Source organism: Aquipuribacter nitratireducens, assembly GCF_037860835.1.
In the GTDB taxonomy this organism is placed as follows: Bacteria; Actinomycetota; Actinomycetes; order Actinomycetales; family JBBAYJ01; genus Aquipuribacter; species Aquipuribacter nitratireducens.
The window spans coordinates 57733-76269 of record NZ_JBBEOG010000006.1 but is presented as its reverse complement, the minus strand read 5'-3'; the positions used below and the strand labels follow the sequence as shown (position 1 = coordinate 76269).

The 18537-nt window shown below is 75.6% G+C and carries 19 protein-coding genes; 14 read left to right on the top strand and 5 right to left on the bottom strand.

Annotated features, from left to right (window positions below):
- Nucleotides 1-75: 75 nt before the first annotated feature.
- Together WAB14_RS12505 and WAB14_RS12500 are read right to left on the bottom strand one after the other, a co-directional pair.
- A complete protein-coding gene (locus tag WAB14_RS12505; RefSeq protein WP_340270216.1) occupies nucleotides 76-339 on the bottom strand; it encodes a hypothetical protein in 264 nt (87 codons plus the stop codon).
- Between the two features lie 104 nt (nucleotides 340-443).
- A complete protein-coding gene (locus WAB14_RS12500) occupies nucleotides 444-1655 on the bottom strand; it encodes an ABC transporter ATP-binding protein (protein WP_377003190.1) in 1212 nt (403 codons plus the stop codon).
- Here WAB14_RS12500 and WAB14_RS12495 point away from each other — a divergent pair.
- The 10 genes from WAB14_RS12495 (at nucleotide 1632) to nadC (ending at nucleotide 12537) form a co-directional block, all read left to right on the top strand.
- Nucleotides 1632-2339 carry an ABC transporter permease gene (locus tag WAB14_RS12495; RefSeq protein WP_340270214.1) on the top strand — a complete coding sequence of 236 codons (708 nt, stop codon included), beginning with the start codon at nucleotides 1632-1634 and terminating at the stop codon, nucleotides 2337-2339. The two genes, WAB14_RS12500 and WAB14_RS12495, sit on opposite strands and share 24 nt — an antisense overlap.
- Nucleotides 2336-3100, top strand: coding sequence for an ABC transporter permease (locus tag WAB14_RS12490; protein WP_340270212.1), 765 nt, complete (start codon nucleotides 2336-2338; stop codon nucleotides 3098-3100). The genes WAB14_RS12495 and WAB14_RS12490 overlap by 4 nt, the downstream gene beginning before the upstream one ends.
- Before the next feature lie 182 nt (nucleotides 3101-3282).
- Nucleotides 3283-4266: an ABC transporter substrate-binding protein gene (locus tag WAB14_RS12485; protein ID WP_340270211.1), complete on the top strand. Its 984-nt coding sequence runs from the start codon at nucleotides 3283-3285 to the stop codon at nucleotides 4264-4266.
- Nucleotides 4267-4380: 114 nt separating this feature from the next.
- On the top strand, nucleotides 4381-5217 hold the full coding sequence (locus WAB14_RS12480) for a hypothetical protein (RefSeq protein WP_340270209.1): 837 nt from the start codon (nucleotides 4381-4383) through the stop codon (nucleotides 5215-5217).
- Nucleotides 5218-5345: 128 nt separating this feature from the next.
- The gene (locus tag WAB14_RS12475; RefSeq protein ID WP_340270208.1) at nucleotides 5346-5936 is read left to right on the top strand and encodes a PH domain-containing protein; all 591 of its coding nucleotides are present in this window, start codon (nucleotides 5346-5348) and stop codon (nucleotides 5934-5936) included.
- Entirely contained in the window at nucleotides 5933-7531 is a 1599-nt protein-coding gene (locus WAB14_RS12470) for a PH domain-containing protein (protein ID WP_340270207.1), read from the top strand. Before WAB14_RS12475 ends, WAB14_RS12470 begins: the two co-directional genes overlap by 4 nt.
- 577 nt (nucleotides 7532-8108) lie before the next feature.
- Complete coding sequence (locus WAB14_RS12465; RefSeq protein WP_340270206.1) at nucleotides 8109-9065, top strand: Rossmann-like and DUF2520 domain-containing protein; 957 nt, start codon at nucleotides 8109-8111, stop codon at nucleotides 9063-9065.
- 9 nt (nucleotides 9066-9074) lie between these two features.
- On the top strand, nucleotides 9075-9941 hold the full coding sequence (panC, locus tag WAB14_RS12460) for a pantoate--beta-alanine ligase (RefSeq protein ID WP_340270204.1): 867 nt from the start codon (nucleotides 9075-9077) through the stop codon (nucleotides 9939-9941).
- On the top strand, nucleotides 9938-11635 hold the full coding sequence (locus WAB14_RS12455) for an L-aspartate oxidase (protein WP_340270202.1): 1698 nt from the start codon (nucleotides 9938-9940) through the stop codon (nucleotides 11633-11635). The genes panC and WAB14_RS12455 overlap by 4 nt, the downstream gene beginning before the upstream one ends.
- The gene (gene nadC / locus WAB14_RS12450; RefSeq protein ID WP_340270200.1) at nucleotides 11632-12537 is read left to right on the top strand and encodes a carboxylating nicotinate-nucleotide diphosphorylase; all 906 of its coding nucleotides are present in this window, start codon (nucleotides 11632-11634) and stop codon (nucleotides 12535-12537) included. Before WAB14_RS12455 ends, nadC begins: the two co-directional genes overlap by 4 nt.
- A gap of 26 nt (nucleotides 12538-12563) precedes the next feature.
- On the opposite strand, the gene WAB14_RS12445 is transcribed toward nadC, so the two are convergent.
- Both WAB14_RS12445 and WAB14_RS12440 read right to left on the bottom strand, forming a co-directional pair.
- Nucleotides 12564-12944: an STAS domain-containing protein gene (locus WAB14_RS12445; protein ID WP_340270198.1), complete on the bottom strand. Its 381-nt coding sequence runs from the start codon at nucleotides 12942-12944 to the stop codon at nucleotides 12564-12566.
- A gap of 69 nt (nucleotides 12945-13013) precedes the next feature.
- Nucleotides 13014-13790 (bottom strand): class I SAM-dependent methyltransferase, encoded by a 777-nt coding sequence (locus WAB14_RS12440; protein WP_340270197.1) that lies wholly within the window; start codon nucleotides 13788-13790, stop codon nucleotides 13014-13016.
- A 97-nt stretch (nucleotides 13791-13887) separates the two neighbouring features.
- On the opposite strand from WAB14_RS12440, the gene lysS reads away from it, so the two are divergent.
- From lysS to WAB14_RS12420, 4 genes are all read left to right on the top strand, one after another.
- Nucleotides 13888-15423: a lysine--tRNA ligase gene (gene lysS / locus WAB14_RS12435; protein WP_377003184.1), complete on the top strand. Its 1536-nt coding sequence runs from the start codon at nucleotides 13888-13890 to the stop codon at nucleotides 15421-15423.
- Between the two features lie 2 nt (nucleotides 15424-15425).
- Complete coding sequence (locus WAB14_RS12430; RefSeq protein WP_340270196.1) at nucleotides 15426-15632, top strand: hypothetical protein; 207 nt, start codon at nucleotides 15426-15428, stop codon at nucleotides 15630-15632.
- Nucleotides 15629-16498: an aldo/keto reductase gene (locus WAB14_RS12425; protein WP_340270194.1), complete on the top strand. Its 870-nt coding sequence runs from the start codon at nucleotides 15629-15631 to the stop codon at nucleotides 16496-16498. Before WAB14_RS12430 ends, WAB14_RS12425 begins: the two co-directional genes overlap by 4 nt.
- A gap of 139 nt (nucleotides 16499-16637) precedes the next feature.
- Nucleotides 16638-16973 carry a histone-like nucleoid-structuring protein Lsr2 gene (locus WAB14_RS12420; protein WP_340270193.1) on the top strand — a complete coding sequence of 112 codons (336 nt, stop codon included), beginning with the start codon at nucleotides 16638-16640 and terminating at the stop codon, nucleotides 16971-16973.
- Between the two features lie 90 nt (nucleotides 16974-17063).
- Here the strand turns inward: WAB14_RS12420 and WAB14_RS12415 are convergent, their stop codons facing one another.
- Complete coding sequence (locus WAB14_RS12415) at nucleotides 17064-18155, bottom strand: TerC family protein (protein ID WP_340270191.1); 1092 nt, start codon at nucleotides 18153-18155, stop codon at nucleotides 17064-17066.
- Between the last annotated feature and the right edge of the window lie 382 nt (nucleotides 18156-18537).

Below are 18537 nucleotides of genomic sequence, written 5' to 3'. Positions count from 1 at the left end.
TGCAGCGCGACAGCGCCGGGCGGTCGGTGACCGCCCGGCGCGTCGTGCCGCCCTGGTGGGCGCTGTCCGTGGTCGTCAGCGGTCCGCCCCGCTGTCGGCGCCGCCGTCCGCCCCGCCGTCGTGCTCCCCGGGGGTGCCGTCGGCGCCGTGGTCGGCCGGGCCGTGCTCCGCCCCACCGTCCGCGCCGCCGTCCGCGCCGCCGTCCGCACCGCCGTCCGCACCGCCGTCCGCACCGCCGTCCGCGCCGCCGTCGTGCTCACCGGGCACGCCCTCGGCGCCGTGGTCCGCGGGACCGTGCTCGTCCCCGCCGGTCGTCGTCATCTCGTCGTCGAGCGCCATGTGCGTCCTCCTCGTGTGGTGGTCGGTACGGGGAGCATCTCCCAGCCCCGACCCGCCCGCGAGGCGGGACGGCCCGGTCGCCGCTCCGGGCGCGGAGCGGGACGTCAGACGGCGAGGTTCACGACCCGGGGGAGCTCCCCGTCGACCCGCTCCGGCAGGAGGCGCCGCAGCGCCCGGTGCACCGAGTCCGGAGTGAGGACGCCCATGTAGCGCTCGCCGTCGAGGACGGGCAGCCAGCCGGCGTCGTGGGCGACGATCTCGCTGAAGCCCGTCTTGAGGCTGTCGCGGCAGTCGACCGTGTCGTCGAAGCGGCGGCGCACCTCCCCGACGGTGTGCCCGCGCCGCAGCGCCTGCTGCGACACCCAGCCGCGCAGCGCGTCGCCGTCGAGGACGACGGCGTAGTCGAGGTGGGACGCCTCGAGGAGGGCGAGGGCGTGGTCGGTGGTGTCCGACACCTGCACCGTCGGCGGGTGCTCGAGGTCCTCGTCGAGGATCGGGGTGACGGCGAGGCGGCGCAGGCCGCGGTCGGCCCCGACGAAGTCCGCGACGAACTCCGTCGCGGGAGCCCCGAGGACGTTCGCCGGCGCGTCGTACTGCTCGAGCCGCCCGCCGACGCTGAGGACGGCGATGCGGTCGGCGATGCGTACGGCCTCGTCGATGTCGTGGGTGACGAGGAGGACCGTGGTCCCCAGACGCTGCTGCAGCCGGCGGAACTCGATCTGCAGCCGGTCGCGCACGAGCGGGTCGACGGCGCCGAACGGCTCGTCCATGAGGAGGACGGGCGGGTCGACCGCGAGCGCCCGCGCGACGCCGACGCGCTGCCGCTGCCCGCCGGACAGCTCGTGGGGGTACCGCGGTCCGTGCCGCTGGGCGTCGAGCCCGACGAGGCCGAGCAGCTCGTCGACCCGCTCGCGCGTGCGGCGCCTGTCCCAGCCGACGAGGCGGGGGACCGTCGCGACGTTGTCGGCCACGGTCCGGTGCGGGAAGAGGCCCCCGGACTGGATGACGTACCCGATGCCGCGGCGCATGGTGGGGCCGTCGGCGTGGATGACGTCGGTCCCGTCGACCTCGATCGACCCGCCGCTCGGCTCGATGAGCCGGTTCACCATCCGCAGGATCGTCGACTTGCCGCAGCCGGAGGGGCCGACGAGGGCGACGAGCTCGCCGCGGCGGACGTCGAGGTCGAGGCCCTCGACGGCGACCGTGCCGTCGGCGTACTCCTTGCGGACGCCCCGGAGCCGGATCATCACCTCACCGGGCGGTGTCGCGGTGTCGTCGCTAGCGTCGGTGGCGTGCCGGGCGCCCTCGTCGACCATCCGATGAGCGTCGCCGAGTCCTGTCTGCAGCGCAACGCGTGGGTCTGCCCCGAGTACGTGACGACGCGCCAGGACATCCTGCTCGACGCCCTCGTCGACCACGTCGGGCTCACGTTCGCCGCGGTCCTGCTCGGGCTCGTCGTCGCACTGCCCCTCGGGGTGCTGGCGAGCCGGTCCGCGCTCGTCGAGACAGGGGCGTCCGCCGTCGCGACGGTCCTCTACACCGTGCCGTCGCTCGCGATGTTCCCCCTGCTGCTCGCCCTGGGGCTGCCCTTCGGTCCGAGCATCGTCGTCGTCGGTCTCGCCATCTACTCCCTCGGGATCCTCCTGCGGAACATCGTCGTCGGGCTCCAGCAGGTGCCCGCCGACACCCTCGACGCCGCCGCCGGCATGGGGCTGAGCGCACGTCGGCGGCTGTGGAGCGTCGAGCTCCCGCTCGCCCTGCCCGCGATCCTCGCCGGCGTCCGGATCGCGACGGTGTCGACAGTCGCGCTCGTGACCGTCGGCGGGCTCTTCGGCTACGGCGGCCTCGGCAACCGCATCATCATCGGGCTCAACAGCCGCTTCAACGCCGAGGTCCTCACCGCGACGGTGCTCGTGGTCGTCCTCGCGCTCGCCCTCGACGGGCTGCTGCTCCTCCTCGAGCGCCGGGTCACGCCGTGGTCGCGGGAGCGTGCCGCGTGAACGACTCCCTCCTCGGCGCGGTCTGGGCGTGGCTCACCGACCCGGCGAACTGGTCCGGCAGCGCGGGCATCCCCGTCCGGCTGTGGGAGCACGTGTGGATATCCGGTGTGAGCGTCCTCATCGCCGCCCTGGTCGGCCTGCCGGTGGCGCTCGTGCTCGGGCACCTCGGCCGCGGCGGGGCGCTCGCGTCCGCGGTCGCGAACCTGGGCCGCGCCGTCCCGACCCTCGCCGTGCTCGTGATCCTCGTCCTGTCGCCCGAGCCCTTCGGCATCACGAACGTCGTGACGTGCACGGTCGCGGCCCTGGTCCTCTTCGCGATCCCCCCGATCCTCACCAACGCGTACGCCGGCATGCGGGGGGTCGACGCGGACCTCGTGGAGGCGGCGCGGGGCATGGGGCTCACGGGACGCCAGGTGCTGTTCCGGGTCGAGCTGCCGCTCGCGGTGCCGCTCGTGGTGGCCGGGCTGCGGATCGCCACGGCCCAGGTCATCGCGACCGCCACGATCGCGGCGATCATCGCCGGGCCGGGCCTCGGCCGGTTCATCACCGCGGGGTTCGGCAACCAGGACACCGCCCAGCTGATCGGCGGCGCCGTGCTCGTCGCGCTGTTCGCCGTCGCGGTCGAGCTCGCCTTCCAGCTCCTCCAGCGGCGCCTCACGCCGGCGAGGTCGAGTCGTGCGGTGGGTGAGGCGGAGGTCGACGAGGCCGAGGCGGCCGACCGGCCGGGCACGACCGACCGGCAGCGGGTCCCGACGGGCTGAGTCCGCAACCGTTCCCGGATCGTGATGTGGGGGACGGCTCCCGTGGGATGCGGCTGTCAGCCGTGGGGGTTAGACAGACCGGACAGGCGGGACGTCCCGTCCAGCGGTGCCGACACCTGCCGGCCACCGTGCACGGCCAGACACGCGGGGCGCAGGCCCCGGGACACAGAAGGCGAACACCCATGACCACCAGCATCCTGCGGCGCGCCCTGCTGCCCGCCGCCGTCGTCGCCACGTTCGCGCTCGCCGCGTGCGGGTCCGGCGACCCGCTCGCGGAGTCCTCCGAGCCGGCGGCGGGCGGCGGTGCCTCCGACGCCGCCGACGCCCCGGCCGGCACCGTCGTCGTCGGCGGCGCCAACTTCACCGAGATGCAGATCATGACGGCGATGTACGCCGCCCTCCTGGAGGACGCGGGCTACACGGTCGAGACCGTGGCGAGCGACTCCCGCGAGATCTACGGCGACGCGCTGATCAGCGGCGAGATCGACGTCGTGCCGGAGTACGCCGCCACGATGGCGGAGTACCTCAACCGCGAGGTCAACGGGCCCGAGGCCGAGGTGGTCGCCACGAACGACGCGCAGAGCACCGTCGAGGCGATGCGGCCCCTCGCCGAGGAGCTCGGTCTCGTCGTGCTGGAGCCCGCGGCAGCATCGAGCCAGAACGGCTACGCGATCCTCGAGTCGGTCGCCACCGAGAACGACATCACGACGCTGTCGGACTTCGCGGCCTTCCAGCCGGAGATCGTCCTCGCCGCCACCGAGGAGTGCCCGACCCGGCCCTTCTGCGAGCCCGGGCTGGAGGAGACCTACGGCTTCGACGTCACCGAGGTCCTGCCTCTCGGCTTCGGCAGCCCGCAGGCCAAGCAGGCCGTCATCGCCGGCGAGGCCGACATGGCGCTCGTCGGCACGACGGACGCGACCCTCGCCGACGACGGGCTCGTGCTGCTCGAGGACGACCAGTCCCTGCAGCTGGCCGACAACCTCGTGCCCGTCGCCAACGCCGGGGCGGCCGAGGACCAGACCCTCGTCGAGACCCTCAACTCGCTCGCCCCGGTGCTCGAGACCGAGGACCTGGCCGAGCTCAACCGCCGTGTCGACGCCGACCGCGAGCTGCCCGAGGACGTCGCCCGCAGCTTCCTCGAGGAGGAGGGGCTGCTCGGCGGCTGACCGTCGTCGTCGCGGGCCCGGTGCGACCTTCGCGCCGGGCCCGTGCCGCGCCCGGTCCGGTGCGCGGCGTGGCGTTCCCGGCGACGCAGGGTGCCGTCCGTAAGATCACGGACCGTGTCCGGTCGTCATCGTGCGTCCACGCGCCGACGGTGGTGGCAGCTCGTCCTGCCCACGCGCCGTCGCGTCGCCCAGCCGTCGCGTCCTGCGGGCGCGCGGCCGTCCGGTCCCGCGCTCGCCCTCGTCGGGGCGGCCGGGCTCTGCGGCGTGCTCGTCGGATCGACCCTCGACCCCGCGGCCGGGACCGCGCTCATGGCCGTGTCCGCGGTGGCGCCGGCGGTCGTGACCGGCCGTGCCCTGGGGCGGGCCCGCCGCGCGCTCGCGACCGAGACGCGCCGCCGGCACGTGCTCGCCGGTGAGGTCGCCGTCGCCGACCTGCAGCTGCGCCGCATGTCCGACCGTGTCGGGGCGCTCGCCGACGCCCGCGCGGACGCCGCGGCCGAGCTCGAGACCGCCCGGCGGCACCTGCGGCAGGTGCGGGTGGAGCTCGCGACGGCGCGGGGCGAGCTGTCGGGCGCCCGCGAGGACGCCGCTCGCGCCCGTGCCGCGGCCGCTGCCGCAGTGGCCGCGCGCGAGGAGCTCCGGGTGCGCCTGCACGCGGCCCGTGCCGAGACGGCGGCCGCGACCGAGGCCGTTCGGCGCGCCGAGGCCGCGGGCGTCCCCGTGGCGTCCCGGCCCCTCCCGATCCGGGGCCAGCGGAGCTTCGCCAGCGTCGACCTGCGGGTGTTCGACGCGTTCACCGAGGCCGACATGGGCCTCGAGGACGCCGCCCTCGACGCTCCCGCCCGCCGGGGCCGTCACGCCGCCGACCCGGTCCTCGAGCCGCGCACGTCCGAGCCGTCGCGCGTCAGCACGGCCCGGTCGACCGTGCGCGCCGCCCGCGACGTCGCCTGAGAGCCGGGGGGGCGTCCACGACGGCGTCCACGGTCCCTGCGGAGCAGGGGGTGTAGCGCCGGAGTGGGCGTTCGGGCGTCCACGGTCCCTGCGGGGCAGGGGTTGTACCGGTGGGGGAGGATCGACACGTGACGACGTCCCAGCCAGAGCCGAGCGGCGAGCCCGAGGCCCCCGGGTCCGCGCACGCCGTCCCGCGCGACATCCCCCCGCGCGACATCCTGCCGCCGGTCGAGGGTGCGGAGCCGTTCGACCCCGAGGGCGTGCGGTGGACCCGGGTGAGCCCGCGCCTCACGTGGGTCCGCCTCGCGGGCGCCGGGATCTTCCTCCTCCTCACCGTCGTCGCCTCGGTCGTCCTCCTGGTCGTCGCCGACAGCCGTCTCGGCCTCCTGCCGCTGGCGGTGGGCGTCGTCGTCGCCGTCGTGAGCCTCGTCGTCGTGCCGCGGCAGGTCCGGGCGTGGGGCTACGCCGAGCGCGAGGAGGACCTCCTCGTGCGGCACGGGATCATGTTCCGCGCCCTCACCGTGGTGCCGTACGGACGCATGCAGTACGTCGACGTGAGCGCCGGGCCCGTCGACCGCGCGCTCGGGCTCGCGACGGTCCGCCTCCACACCGCGAGCGCCTCGACCGACGCCACCATCCCCGGGCTCACGAAGGAGGCCGCCGCGCGCCTGCGGGACCGGCTGTCGCAGGCCGGGCGGGCGCAGCTGGCGGGACTGTGAGCGAGCCGGCCGACCACGGCTCGCCGGAGCTGGCGGCGGCGAGCCGGCAGCTCGGCGCCACCGACTGGCGCCGGCTCCACCCCGTCACCCCCCTGGTCAAGGGCTGGGCGGCCCTCCTCATCGGGCTCGCGATCGTGCTCGAGGGGGTCGTCGGTGGGCCGATGCCCGGGCCGGAGCTGGAGTTCCTCGGGAACCTCGGCGTGCAGGTGGGCGCCGTGTTCGCCGTGGCGGTGCTCGTCGTCCTCGGCAACGTCGTGGGCTGGGCGGTCGCCCGTTACCGGATCGACGCCGAGGCGGTCCACCTGCACACCGGTGTCCTCAACCGCAACCAGCGGCAGGCGCGCCTCGACCGGCTGCAGGCCGTCGACGTCGTCCAGCCGCTCGTCGGCCGCCTCGTCGGGCTCGCCGAGGTGCGCATCGAGGTCGCCGGTGGGGCCGACTCGCAGGTGCGGCTGCAGTACCTCAAGGAGTCGGAGGCCCAGCGGCTGCGCAACGCGCTGCTCGCCGCCGCCGCGGGCGTCGACTACGAGACCGAGGACGCCCCCGAGGCGCCGGAGACCCCCGTCCTGCAGGTCCCGCTCGGCCGGCTCGTCGGCGGGAGCGTCCTCACCGGCACGACCATCGCCCTCCTCGTCCTCGCGATCGCGGCGGGCGTCGGGCTCCTCGTCGCGGCGCTCGTGCCCGCCGTCCCGCTGTCCGCCGTGCTCGCGCCCTTCGCGGCCGGTCCCGGCGCCCTCATCGCGCTCGTCGTGACGTCCGCCAACCAGTTCGCGAAGTCGTTCGCCTTCCGCGTGGCGGTGTCCCCGGACGGCCTGCGCGTGCGCTCGGGGCTCACGGAGACCCGCGCCGCGACCGTCCCGCCGGGCCGCGTCCAGGCGGTCAAGGTGAGCCAGTCGTGGCTGTGGCGGCCGTTCGACTGGTGGCACGTGAAGGTCAACATCGCCGGGTACGGCGCCGACGCGCAGTCGCAGAGCACGAGCGCGGTGCTCCTGCCGGTCGGTAGACGTGACGACGTGCGGGCCCTCCTCGGGCTCGTCACGCCCGGCCTCGACACCGGGGACTGGTCGGTCGTCCGCCACGGCCTCGACGGGTCCGGCCCCGACGGCGGGTACACGACGGTGCCGCGGCGGGCCCGCTGGCTCGACCTGCTCGCGTGGCGGCGCATCGGCTACGCCGTCACCGAGGACGTGCTCCTCGCCCGATCGGGTCTGCTCAACCGCGAGCTCGTCGCCGTGCCGCACGCCCGCACGCAGAGCCTCGGCCTCACCCAGGGACCGCTCCAGCGGCGGCTCGGCGTCGTGACGTTCGCCCTCCACTCGACGCCGGGCCCGGTCAGCCCGACGGTGCCGCACCTGTCGGAGGCCGAGGGGCAGCGGGTGCTGTGGGAGCAGGGGGCGAGGGCGCGTGCGGCGAGGGCCGCCGCGGGGCCCGAGCGGTGGATGCGCCGGGCGGGCGCGGCGACGCCGTCAGCAGCGGGGGTTGGTCTCCCCCCGCACGACGAGCCCGTCGGCGTACGCGAGGGTGACGGCGCTGTCGTCGAGCGAGGCGAGGAAGGTGTCGAGCTCGACCGGCGCGGACCGGATGACCGGACCTGAGTCGTCGCGCGCGCACGTCGTGAGGTAGAAGCGCGCGTCGGGGGACACGCCCACCTCGTACAGCCGCACGGTCTGGTTGGTGAACTGCTCGCCCGTGTCGACCGTCACCGGCGTGCCCTCGCTGGCGAGCCGCGCGTCGTCGAGACCGACGACGGTGAGCCGGTCGAAGGACAGCACGGTCCCGCCGTCCACCGTCGACGACCCCTCGACGAGCGCGACGTCGTGGCCCCGGTCCTGCCGCGGCAGGGCCGCGAGGTCGACGGACGGCGCGACCGACGGCGCGACCGACGGCGCGACCGACGGCGCGGCGGACGCATCGTCGCCCGGCTCGTCGGAGGTGGGGACCGGGTCCGGCGCCTCGGCCGTGACGGTCACGGTGACGGGGACGGGACCCGCCGCGACGTCGCCGCCGCAGCCGGCGAGCAGGACGGGCAGCACGGCGCACACGACGGCCACCGCACGCGGCGGGACCGCCCGGGCAGGGGTCGGGCGCATGCGCGACATGCTCGCACGGGGCCGGGCCGGGCCTGGCCGGGCCGAGCCGAGTCGAGCCGGGTCGGCGCGTACCGTGCGGGCCGTGACCGCGCACCCGGCCCCGCCGCCCGCCCGCGACGGCCGGCTCGGTGTCGGCGTCGTCGGCGCCGGCCGCGTGGGCGCCGTCCTCGGCTCCGCCCTCCGCGCCGCCGGGCACGCGGTCGTCGGCGCCTCCGGCGTGAGCGAGGACAGCCGCGAGCGCATCGAGCAGCTGCTGCCGGGCGTCCCCCGGCTCGACGTCCCCGAGGTCGTGCGACGCGCCGAGCTCGTCCTCCTCGCGGTACCGGACGACGCCCTGCCGGACCTCGTCGCCGGGCTGGCCGCCACCGGCGCGTGGCAGGCCGGGCAGCTGGTCGTCCACACCGCGGGCCGCTTCGGCACCGGCGTGCTCGCCCCCGCCGCGGCCGCCGGGGCCATCGGCCTCGCCGTGCACCCCGCGATGACCTTCACGGGCACGAGCGTCGACCTCGCACGCCTGGTCGGCTCGAGCATGGCGGTGACGGCACCACCGGTCGTGCTCCCGGTCGCGCAGGCCCTCGTCATCGAGATGGGCGCCGAGCCGGTGGTGGTGCCGGAGGCGGCCCGCGCGGCGTACCACGCGGGCCTGGCCCACGCCGCCAACCACCTCGTCACGGTCCTCGCGCAGGCCCGGCAGGTGCTCGCCGAGGCGGGGGTCGAGGCTCCCGCCGCCCTACTCGGACCGCTCGCCCGGGCGGCGCTCGACGAGGCGCTCCGCGCCGGGGACCTCGCGCTCACCGGGCCGGTCGCCCGCGGCGACGCGGGCACGCTGGCCGAGCACGTCGCCGCCCTCGCGGCCGTCGACGCCCGCCGCCCCGACGGCGAGGCCGTCCTCCCCGCCTACCGGGCGCTGTCCCGGGCCACGGTGCTGCGCGCGCTCGCCCAGCGCCGCCTGGCCCCGGCCGCGGCGGACGCGCTGCTGGGCGCCCTCGACGAGCGCCCGCCCGGGTCCGCGGACGCCGACCCGCGCGGGCGTGGGTAGCGTGCAGGCGTGACACACGTCGTCCGGGACCGCGCCGGTCTCGCCGCCGTCCGCGACGGTCTCCCGGGCACGGTCGCCGTCGTCATGACGATGGGCGCCCTCCACGACGGGCACGTCGCGCTCGTCCGACGCGCGCGCGAGCTCGCGGACCACGTCGTCGTCACCGTCTTCGTCAACCCGCTCCAGTTCGGCGCGGGGGAGGACCTCGACGCCTACCCCCGCACCCTCGACGCCGACCTCGCGGTGTGCGAGCGGGAGCGGGTCGACGTCGTGTTCGCCCCGGACGCCCACGCGGTGTACCCGCACGGGCAGCCGAGCGTCCGCGTCGCCGCGGGCCCCCTCGGGCAGCGCCTGGAAGGGCAGTCGCGGCCCGGTCACTTCGACGGCGTCCTCACCGTCGTCACCGTCCTGCTCCACCTCGTCCGCCCTCACGTCGCGGTCTTCGGCCGCAAGGACCGGCAGCAGCTCGCCCTCGTCCGCCGCCTCGTCGGGGACCTGGCGATCGACGTCCGCGTCGAGGGCGTCCCGACGGTGCGGGAGCCGGACGGGCTCGCGCTGTCGAGCCGCAACGCCTACCTGTCGGAGGCGGAGCGCCGCCGGGCCCGTGCGGTGCCCGCCGCCGGTCGCGCCGCCGACCAGGCCGCGGCCGCGGGCGCCGGCGCGCACCAGGTCCTCGGGGTCGCCCGGGAGGTGCTCGCCGACGCCGGCGGCGTGGAGGCGGACTACGTCGCCCTCGTCGACCCCGGCGACCTCGCCCCGGTCGACGCCGACTACGCAGGTCCCGCCGTCCTGCTCCTCGCCGCCCGGGTCGGGGCCACCCGGCTCATCGACAACGTCGACGTCGTCGTCGCACCGCCGGGTGTGAGCGGCGCGTGACGCGGGTCCCGACGCGGCTCGCGGCCCCCGCCCCCGCACCCGGCCCGCCGCGGGAGCGTGACGTCGACGACGTCGTGGTCGTCGGGTCCGGCATCGCCGGGCTCACCGCGGCGCTGCGCCTGTCGGCGCGCGGGCTCGGGGTCACGCTCGTGACGAAGACCGTCGCCGCGAGCGGGTCGACGCGCTGGGCGCAGGGCGGGATCGCCGCGGCGCTCGCGGAGACCGACTCCCCCGACGCCCACTACGCCGACACGGTCGGGGCCGGCGGCGGGCTCTGCGACCCCGCTGCGGTGCGCGTGCTCGTCGACGACGGGCCGCGCCGCGTGCGCGGCCTCGTGCGCCTCGGGGCGCGCTTCGACCTCGACCCCGCCGGCGAGATCGCCCTGACGCGCGAGGGCGGGCACGGCGCGGACCGGATCGCCCACGCCGGCGGCGACGCCACCGGGGAGGAGATCTCCCGCGCGCTCGTCGCCGCCCTCGAGGGCGTGGTCGGGGACGAGCGCGTGCGCCTGCTCGAGCACACGTTCGCCGTCGACGTCCTCACCGACGCGACCGGCGCCGCCACCGGTGTGCTCGTCGCCGGGACGGACGGCACCCGGCGGCTGCGTGCGAGGGCCGTCGTCCTCGCCAGCGGCGGCATCGGCCAGGTGTACCGGTCGACGACCAACCCGCCGGAGGCCACCGGCGACGGGGTGGCGGCGGCGCTGCGCGCCGGGGCCGTCCTCGCCGACCTCGAGTTCGTCCAGTTCCACCCGACCGTCCTGTGGCTCGGCGGCGGGGCCCGTGGGCAGCAGCCCCTCATCTCCGAGGCGGTGCGCGGGGAGGGGGCGGTGCTGCTCGACGAGAAGGGCCACCGGTTCATGCCCGACCTCGATCCCCGCGGCGACCTCGCCCCCCGGGACGTCGTCGCCCGCGGCATCGTCGACCGGATGCGCGCCACCGGTGCCGACCACGTGCTGCTCGACGCCCGCCACCTCGGCGCCGACTACCTGGCCCGGCGCTTCCCCTCGATCGTGCGGCGCCTCGCCGAGCACGGCTTCGACCTCGCCGCGGACCCCGTCCCGGTCGCGCCGGCCCAGCACTACCACTCGGGCGGGGTGCGGACCGACCTCGACGGCCGCACGAGCGTCCCCGGCCTCTACGCGGTCGGGGAGACCGCGTGCACCGGCGTCCACGGCGCCAACCGGCTCGCGAGCAACTCGCTGCTCGAGGGCCTCGTGTTCGCCGCGCGGCTCGCCGACGACATCGCGGGCCGCCTCGCCGCCGACGAGCTCGCCCCCGGCCCGCCCGTGGTGCGGCCGGGCCCGGTCGGCCTCGTCCCGGCCACCGCACGCTCCCGGGTCCAGCGCGCGGCCTCGAACGGTCCCGGCGTGCTCCGCGACGCGAACGGGCTCGCCGCCGCGGCCCGGGCCCTGGGCGACGTCGTCATCGACGCGCACGACCACGCGGGCGTCAGCGCCCGCACCGACCGCCCCGAGTGGGAGGCGGCGAACCTCCACGCGGTGGCCGTCGCGCTCACCGCCGCCGCGCAGGTGCGCGAGGAGTCGCGCGGCGGGCACGTGCGTCGCGACTTCCCCCACGAGGAGACCGCGTGGCGGCGGCACGTCGCGGTTCGCTCCGGCGCCGACGGGACCGTCGACGTCACCGTCGAGGCGCCCCTCGCCGGCGTCGGGCACGCGGCGGCCGGCCGGTGAGCGTGACCGCCGGCGCGATCGCGCCGGAGACGCTGCGGCGGCTCGTCCGCGTCGCGCTCGACGAGGACCTGGGCGGCGACCCCGGTACCGACCTCACGACGGTCGCGACCGTGGCGGAGGCCGACCGCGCGGTCGTCGAGGTCCGCGCCCGCGCCGCCGGCGTCCTCGCCGGGCAGGTCGTGTGGGGTCCGCTGCTGACGGACGCCGCACGCCGGACGGCGCAGGACCCGCCCGTCGTCGAGCTGCTCGCCGACGACGGCGCGCCCGTGCGCCCCGGTGACGTCGTCGCGCGGCTCACCGGCCCCACCCGTGCGCTCCTCGTGGCCGAGCGGTCCGGGCTCAACCTCGCCGGCCGAGCGTCCGGCATCGCGACGCACACCCACCGCTGGGTCCAGGTCCTCGCCGGGACCGGGGTGCAGGTCCTCGACACCCGCAAGACCACGCCGGGGCTGCGGGCGTGGGAGAAGTACGCCGTGCGCTGCGGTGGCGGGGTGAACAAGCGCGTGGGTCTCTTCGACACGGCGATGGTGAAGGACAACCACGCGTCGGCCGCCGGGTCCGTCGTCGCCGCCTACCGGGCGGTGCGCAGCCGGTGGCCGGACGCCGCGGTCGAGGTCGAGGTCGAGTCGACGGCGGACGCGCTCGCCGTCGTGCGCGCCGGTGGCCGCTACCTCATGTGCGACAACATGGACCTCGACGCCCTCGCCGCCACGGTCCGGGCGGTGCGCGACCTCGTACGGGACCTCGACGGTCCCGACGGGCGCGTCGAGGTCGAGGCGACGGGCGGGCTCAGCCTCGACCGGGTGCGCGACGTCGCGGCGACGGGCGTGGACCACGTGTCCGTCGGCGCCCTCACCCACTCCTCGCCGCAGCTCGACCTCGGCCTCGACTGGGTGGGCTGAGCCGGCAGCGCCGACCCGCCGGGCGCTCAGCCCTCGGCGGTGCGGACCGCTGCCAGCCGGGGGATGCGCCCCCGGAGCTGGTTGGGCGTGTTGAGCAGGCGCACCTTCCAGCGGCGGTGCAGACCGACGAGGAAGTCCAGCCCCGCGCCCTCGATGGAGTCGACCTCGTCGAGGTCGACGACCACGCGGCTCAGCACCATGCTCTCGACCTCGGCCGTCGCGTCCGCGAGGCGCTCCGCGGCCCGGTCGTCGAGGTGGCCGTACAGGCGAACGACGACCTGCGTGCCGACCCGCTGGACGGCCACGTCGCCCGCGCGGTCGCGGGGCTCCGGGATCCCGGGTACCTGCACGTCCGCTCCCTCGGGTCGCCGGTCGTCCTCGTGCGCGGCCATCGTGACCTGCCTCACTCAGGTTCGCACGCTGAGGGTCTGCCCGCCAGGCCCCTCGCCACGTGTCGGACGGGCGCGGCAGCCCGATCAGACGAGGCGGAAGCGGTACGCGAACGCCCGCTGGGCCAGGACCACCCGGCCGCCGTCCGCGAGGCCCTCGAGCCGGCCCCGCAGACCGTCGAGCAGCTCGTCCCGCGCGGCGGACAGCGCGACGTACGACCACGTGGCCGCGAGGGCGACGGCGTCGTCGAGCGACAGCGGGACGTCGTTGCGGACCTCGAGGGTCCCATCGTGCACGAGCGGCCCGGGCAGCCGGGGCACCTCCGCCAGCGCGCTGCTGTCCGCGGTCGAGCGCTCGAGGAGGCCCGGCTCGACGTCGGCGACCGTCGTCGCCACCGCACGCGTGAAGGGCGCCTCGGGGTCGCGGCGGTTCCACACGAGCACGAGGCGGCCGTCGGGACGCAGGACCCTCGCCACCTCCGCCGTCCCGGCGTCGGGGTCCACCCAGTGCCACGACTGCGCGAACGTGACGGCGTCGACGGAGCCGTCCGGCAGCGGCAGCGCCTCGCCCGCCCCGGCCAGCACCTCGACGTCAGGGAGGACCCCGGCCAGCCGCGCCCGCATGCCCGGGTCCGGCTCGACCGCGACGACGTCGTGCCCGAGGTCGCGGACCACGCGGGTCCACTTCCCCGTCCCCGCGCCGACGTCCACCACCCGGCGCGGCCGGTCGCCGAACGCCCAGCGGGCGACCTCCGCCGGGTAGCCGGGCCGGACCCGCTCGTAGCCCTCGGCGACCGCGCCGAACGACAGCGCCTGGTCACGGGAGCCGTGCCAGCGCGCGGCGCCGTCGGGGTCCTGCGTCACGAGGTCCTCCTCACCACCCGGGCCACGCGCCCGGTGGCCGGCATCCTGCCGGGCGGGCGGGCCGGGCGCCCGCCCGCCGGTCCTTATCCTGGGACGTGTGAGCGACCCCACCACAGCCGTGGCCGCCCCGCCGGGCGAGGACACCACGGAGTCCCGCGAGGCCGTCGAGGAGCAGGTGGCGGTCCGCCGCGCGAAGCGGCAGCGGATCCTCGACGCGGGCGGTGAGGCCTACCCCGTCGAGGTGCCCCGCACCCACTCCCTCGCGGAGGTCGCCGCCGACCCCGCCTGGGCCGCGCTCGCGGCGGGCGAGGAGAGCGACGACGTGGTGTCGGTCGCCGGCCGGGTGATGTTCCTGCGCGGCACGGGCAAGCTCGCCTTCGCGACGCTGCAGGAGGGCGACACGCGCCTCCAGGTGATGCTCAGCCTCGCCGAGGTCGGCGCGGACGCGCTCGAGCGGTGGAAGCACGACGTCGACCTGGGTGACCAGGTGTCGGTCACGGGCCGCGTGGTCAGCAGCCGGCGCGGCGAGCTGTCGGTGATGGCGGGCTCGTGGTGCATGGCCGCGAAGGCGCTGCGGCCGCTGCCGACGCTCCACAAGGAGCTGGCGGAGGACACGCGCGTGCGGCGCCGCTACGTCGACCTCGTGGTGCGGCCCGAGGCCCGCGACGTCGTCCGCACCAAGGCGACGGTCCTGCGCTCGCTGCGGGAGACGTTCCACCGGCTCGGCTACCTCGAGGTCGAGACGCCGGTGCTGCAGCTGGTCCACGGCGGGGCGACCGCGCGTCCCTTCCACACCCACCTCAACGCGCTCGACGTCGACATGAGCCTGCGCATCGCGACGGAGCTGTACCTCAAGCGGTGCATCGTCGGCGGTCTCGAGAAGGTCTACGAGATCGGCCGGACGTTCCGCAACGAGGGCATCGACTCCACGCACTCGCCGGAGTTCACGATGCTCGAGGCGTACGAGGCGTACGGCTCCTACGACACGATGGCCGTCCTCGTCCGGGAGCTCGTCCTCGACGCGGCCCGGGCCACGGGCCGCACGAGCGTCCCCGACGGTCACGGCGGCGAGGTCGACCTCCTCGGCGAGTGGCGCACCGTCACCGTGCACGACGCGGTGTCCGAGGCCCTGGGCGAGTCCGTGGGCGTCGACACCGACGTCGCGACCCTGCGCCGGCACGCCGAGCGGACGGGCGTCGAGCTGCGGCCGGGCTGGGGCGCCGGCGAGGTCGTCCTCGAGCTGTTCGAGAAGCTCGTCGAGCACACGCTCCTGCAGCCGACCTTCGTGCGGGACTACCCCGCCGAGGTGCGCCCGCTCGCGCGCCCCCACCGCGACGACCCGCGGCTCGCAGAGGCGTGGGACCTCATGGTCGCCGGCGCCGAGCTGTCCCCGGCGTACTCCGAGCTCGCCGACCCCGTCGTGCAGCGCGAGAAGCTCCTCGCGCAGTCTCTGCTCGCGGCGGGTGGCGACCCCGAGGCCATGCAGCTCGACGAGGACTTCCTCCGCGCCCTCGAGCACGGGATGCCGCCGACCGGCGGGATCGGTCTCGGCGTCGACCGGCTCGTCATGATCCTCCTCGGGGTCGGCATCCGGGAGACGATCCTCTTCCCCCTCCTGCGGCCGGAGGTCTGAGCGTGGACGTGCTCGCCGAGGTCGTGCGGGGGCTGCTGCCCACCGTCGGCGTCAGCCTGCTGTTCGGCGCCGCGATCTGGGCGATCGTCCGCGCCGACGCCGCCGAGCGCGCCGAACGGGCCCGCCTCGAGGCGGAGGAGGACGCCGCCGACAGCGCGGCCGACGACGAGGTTGTGGAGCGGGGGCGCCCGGGTACACCCGGGGCATGACCCACACCCCAGGAACCACCAGCCAGTCCGTCCCCCTCGTCCGACTCCTCGACGGTCGCGAGATCCCGCAGGTCGGGGTCGGTGTCTTCCAGGTACCGCCGGAGGAGACCGCCGACAACGTCGCCACCGCGCTCGGCATCGGCTACCGGCACGTCGACGGCGCGCAGATGTACCGCAACGAGGCCGAGGTCGGCGAGGGCCTGCGGCGCTCGGGGTTGTCCCGGGACGAGGTGTGGCTCACGAGCAAGCTCGGCAACGGCGCCCACCGCCCGGACGACGCCCGTGCTGCCGTCGACCGGTCGCTGGAGCAGCTGGGGACCGACCACCTCGACCTCCTGCTCATCCACTGGCCCCTGCCCACCCGGTACGACGGCGACTTCGTCACGACGTGGCGGGTGCTCGAGGAGCTGAAGGAGGCCGGGAAGGCGCGCTCCATCGGGGTGTCGAACTTCGAGGTGGCCCACCTGGAGGCGCTCGCGGACGCCGGCACCGAGGCGCCGGTCGTCAACCAGGTCGAGTGCCACCCGTACCTCGCCAACGACGAGGTGCGCCGCTACTGCCGGGAGCACGGCATCGTCGTGGAGGCGTGGTCCCCGATCGCCCAGGGCGGGGTGCTCGACGACCCCGTCGTCACCGACATCGCCGAGGCGCACGGCCGCAGCGCCGCGCAGGTGGTCCTGCGCTGGCACGTGCAGGAGGGTCACGTCGTGTTCCCGAAATCGGTCACCACGTCGCGGCTGGAGGAGAACATCGCCCTCTTCGACTTCTCACTCGACGACGACCAGATGGCCCGCATCAGCGCACTCGACAAGGGCGAGGACGGTCGCACCGGGCCCCATCCGGAGGAATTCGACCACGTCGGGTGAGTGGGGTCCCGGAATTGGCGGCCGGAAAGCACGCGGAGGACGGCCGGGCGCCGACCCCGCTATTGCGCGGACAATGGAAGATGGGCATGATCGTCGGCGCACGACTCCTTTTCCCTTTGTCCGATCGGAGAATGCCGAAATGGCGCAGCAGGTGAATGTCGTCCTCGTCGACGACATCGACGGTTCCCCGGCCGAGGAGACCGTCACGTTCGGCCTCGACGGCATCACGTACGAGATCGACCTCAACGCCGACAACGCCGCCCGGCTGCGCGACACGTTCGCGGAGTGGGTGGGCCACGGCCGACGCGTCGCGGGCGCCCGCCGGCGCGGCAGCCGCAGCGTCACCAAGCGCAGCAGCGTCGGCGCCGACAACGCCACCATCCGCGAGTGGGCCCGCTCCAACGGCTACGAGGTCTCGGAGCGGGGCCGCATCAAGGCCGAGATCGTCGAGGCCTTCAACGCCGCCAACGGCTGAGCGACACCCCGTAGGGCCTGAGCGCCGCCGCACCGACCTGGTCGGTGCGGCGGCGCTCGGGCGTTCCGGACGGGTGGACCCGCCGGTGGGTCAGCGCTCCGGGGTGCGGGCGTCCTCGGCGTCGCGGACGTCGTCGGACGGGGTCGCGGAGTCGCTGACGAGCTCCTCCGGCGGGGTCGTCCGGCGGTTGGACACGAGCGAGGTGACGGTGACGACCGCGAGGGCACCGACGATGACGACGAGGCTCCACAGCGTCGGCACCTCCGGCACCGCGGTGGAGATCGCCTCGTGCGCCCAGTGCAGGAGCAGCTTCACGCCGATGAAGGCGAGGATGAACGCCAGGCCGTACGACAGGTGGACGAGCTTCGACAGCGCCCCCTCGAGGAGGAAGTACAGCGCCCGCAGCCCCAGGAGCGCGAAGGCGTTGGTCGCGAACACGAGATACGGGTCCCCGGTGATGCCGTAGACGGCGGGCACGGAGTCGACCGCGAAGACGACGTCGGTGAAGAGCAGGACGATGACGACGAGAGCGAACGGCGTGAGGTAGCGGACGCCGTCCTGCTTCACCTGGAACTTCGTCCCGACGTAGTCGTCGCTCACCGGGGTGAGGCGCCGCACGAACTTCACGACCCGCAGCTCGGAGACGTGGATCTCCTTCTCGCCGCCCTTCAGCTCCTCCCGGAGCAGGTGGACGGCCGTGGCGACGAGGATGAGCCCGAAGATCAGGAAGGCGAAGCTCAGCTGGGCGATCGCGACCGCGCCGATGGCGATGAAGACGCCGCGCAGGACGAGTGCCCCGAGGATCCCCCACAGCAGCGCCCGCTGCTGCAGGTGCCGGGGGACGGCGAACGCGCTGAGGATGAGGATGAAGACGAAGAGGTTGTCGACGCTCAACGACTTCTCGACGATGTAGCCCGTGTAGTACTCGAGGCTGATCTGCGTGCCGTGGCGCCAGAGGATGTAGACGCCGAACAGCAGGGGCAGCGCGATGTAGAACGCCGACCAGCCGGCCGCCTCGCGCATCGACACGTCGTGCGGCTTGCGGGTGGCGATGAAGTCGAAGACGAACAGGCCGATGACGACCGCGATCGTGCCGATCCACAGCGTGGGGTGGCCGATCGTCTCCAGCGAGCCGCTGCCGGGTCCCGTGGCCGACAGCGGCACGAGGAGGGTCGAGGTCATGCGCGAGGGTTCCTTCCTGGTGGGCGCGGGGCAGCACCCTGGCGGCGAGGTCTCCGTCGCCCGCACGGCGGCGGGCTCGGCCCGGGGTCGCGACGCGACCGTGATGACCGGGTCCGGTTCTGAGGACGTACTCCCCTCGGCGTGGATGGTACGGGTGACTGGTACCCGCCCGCGCCACGTGTGACACCTGTGTGACACCTGCGGCCGCGTCCGCGCCACCGGAACGGAGCCGGCCCGTCACGGTTCGCCGTCGGCGGACACGCCGACGTCACCGGAACAGCCTAAGGTCCCCCGCCCGTTGTGCCGATCGACGGCAGAACACCCACCGGGTGGGCCGCTGGTCGGGAGCCGCTGCGCTGAGCGCGAACGGACGCCCGAACGG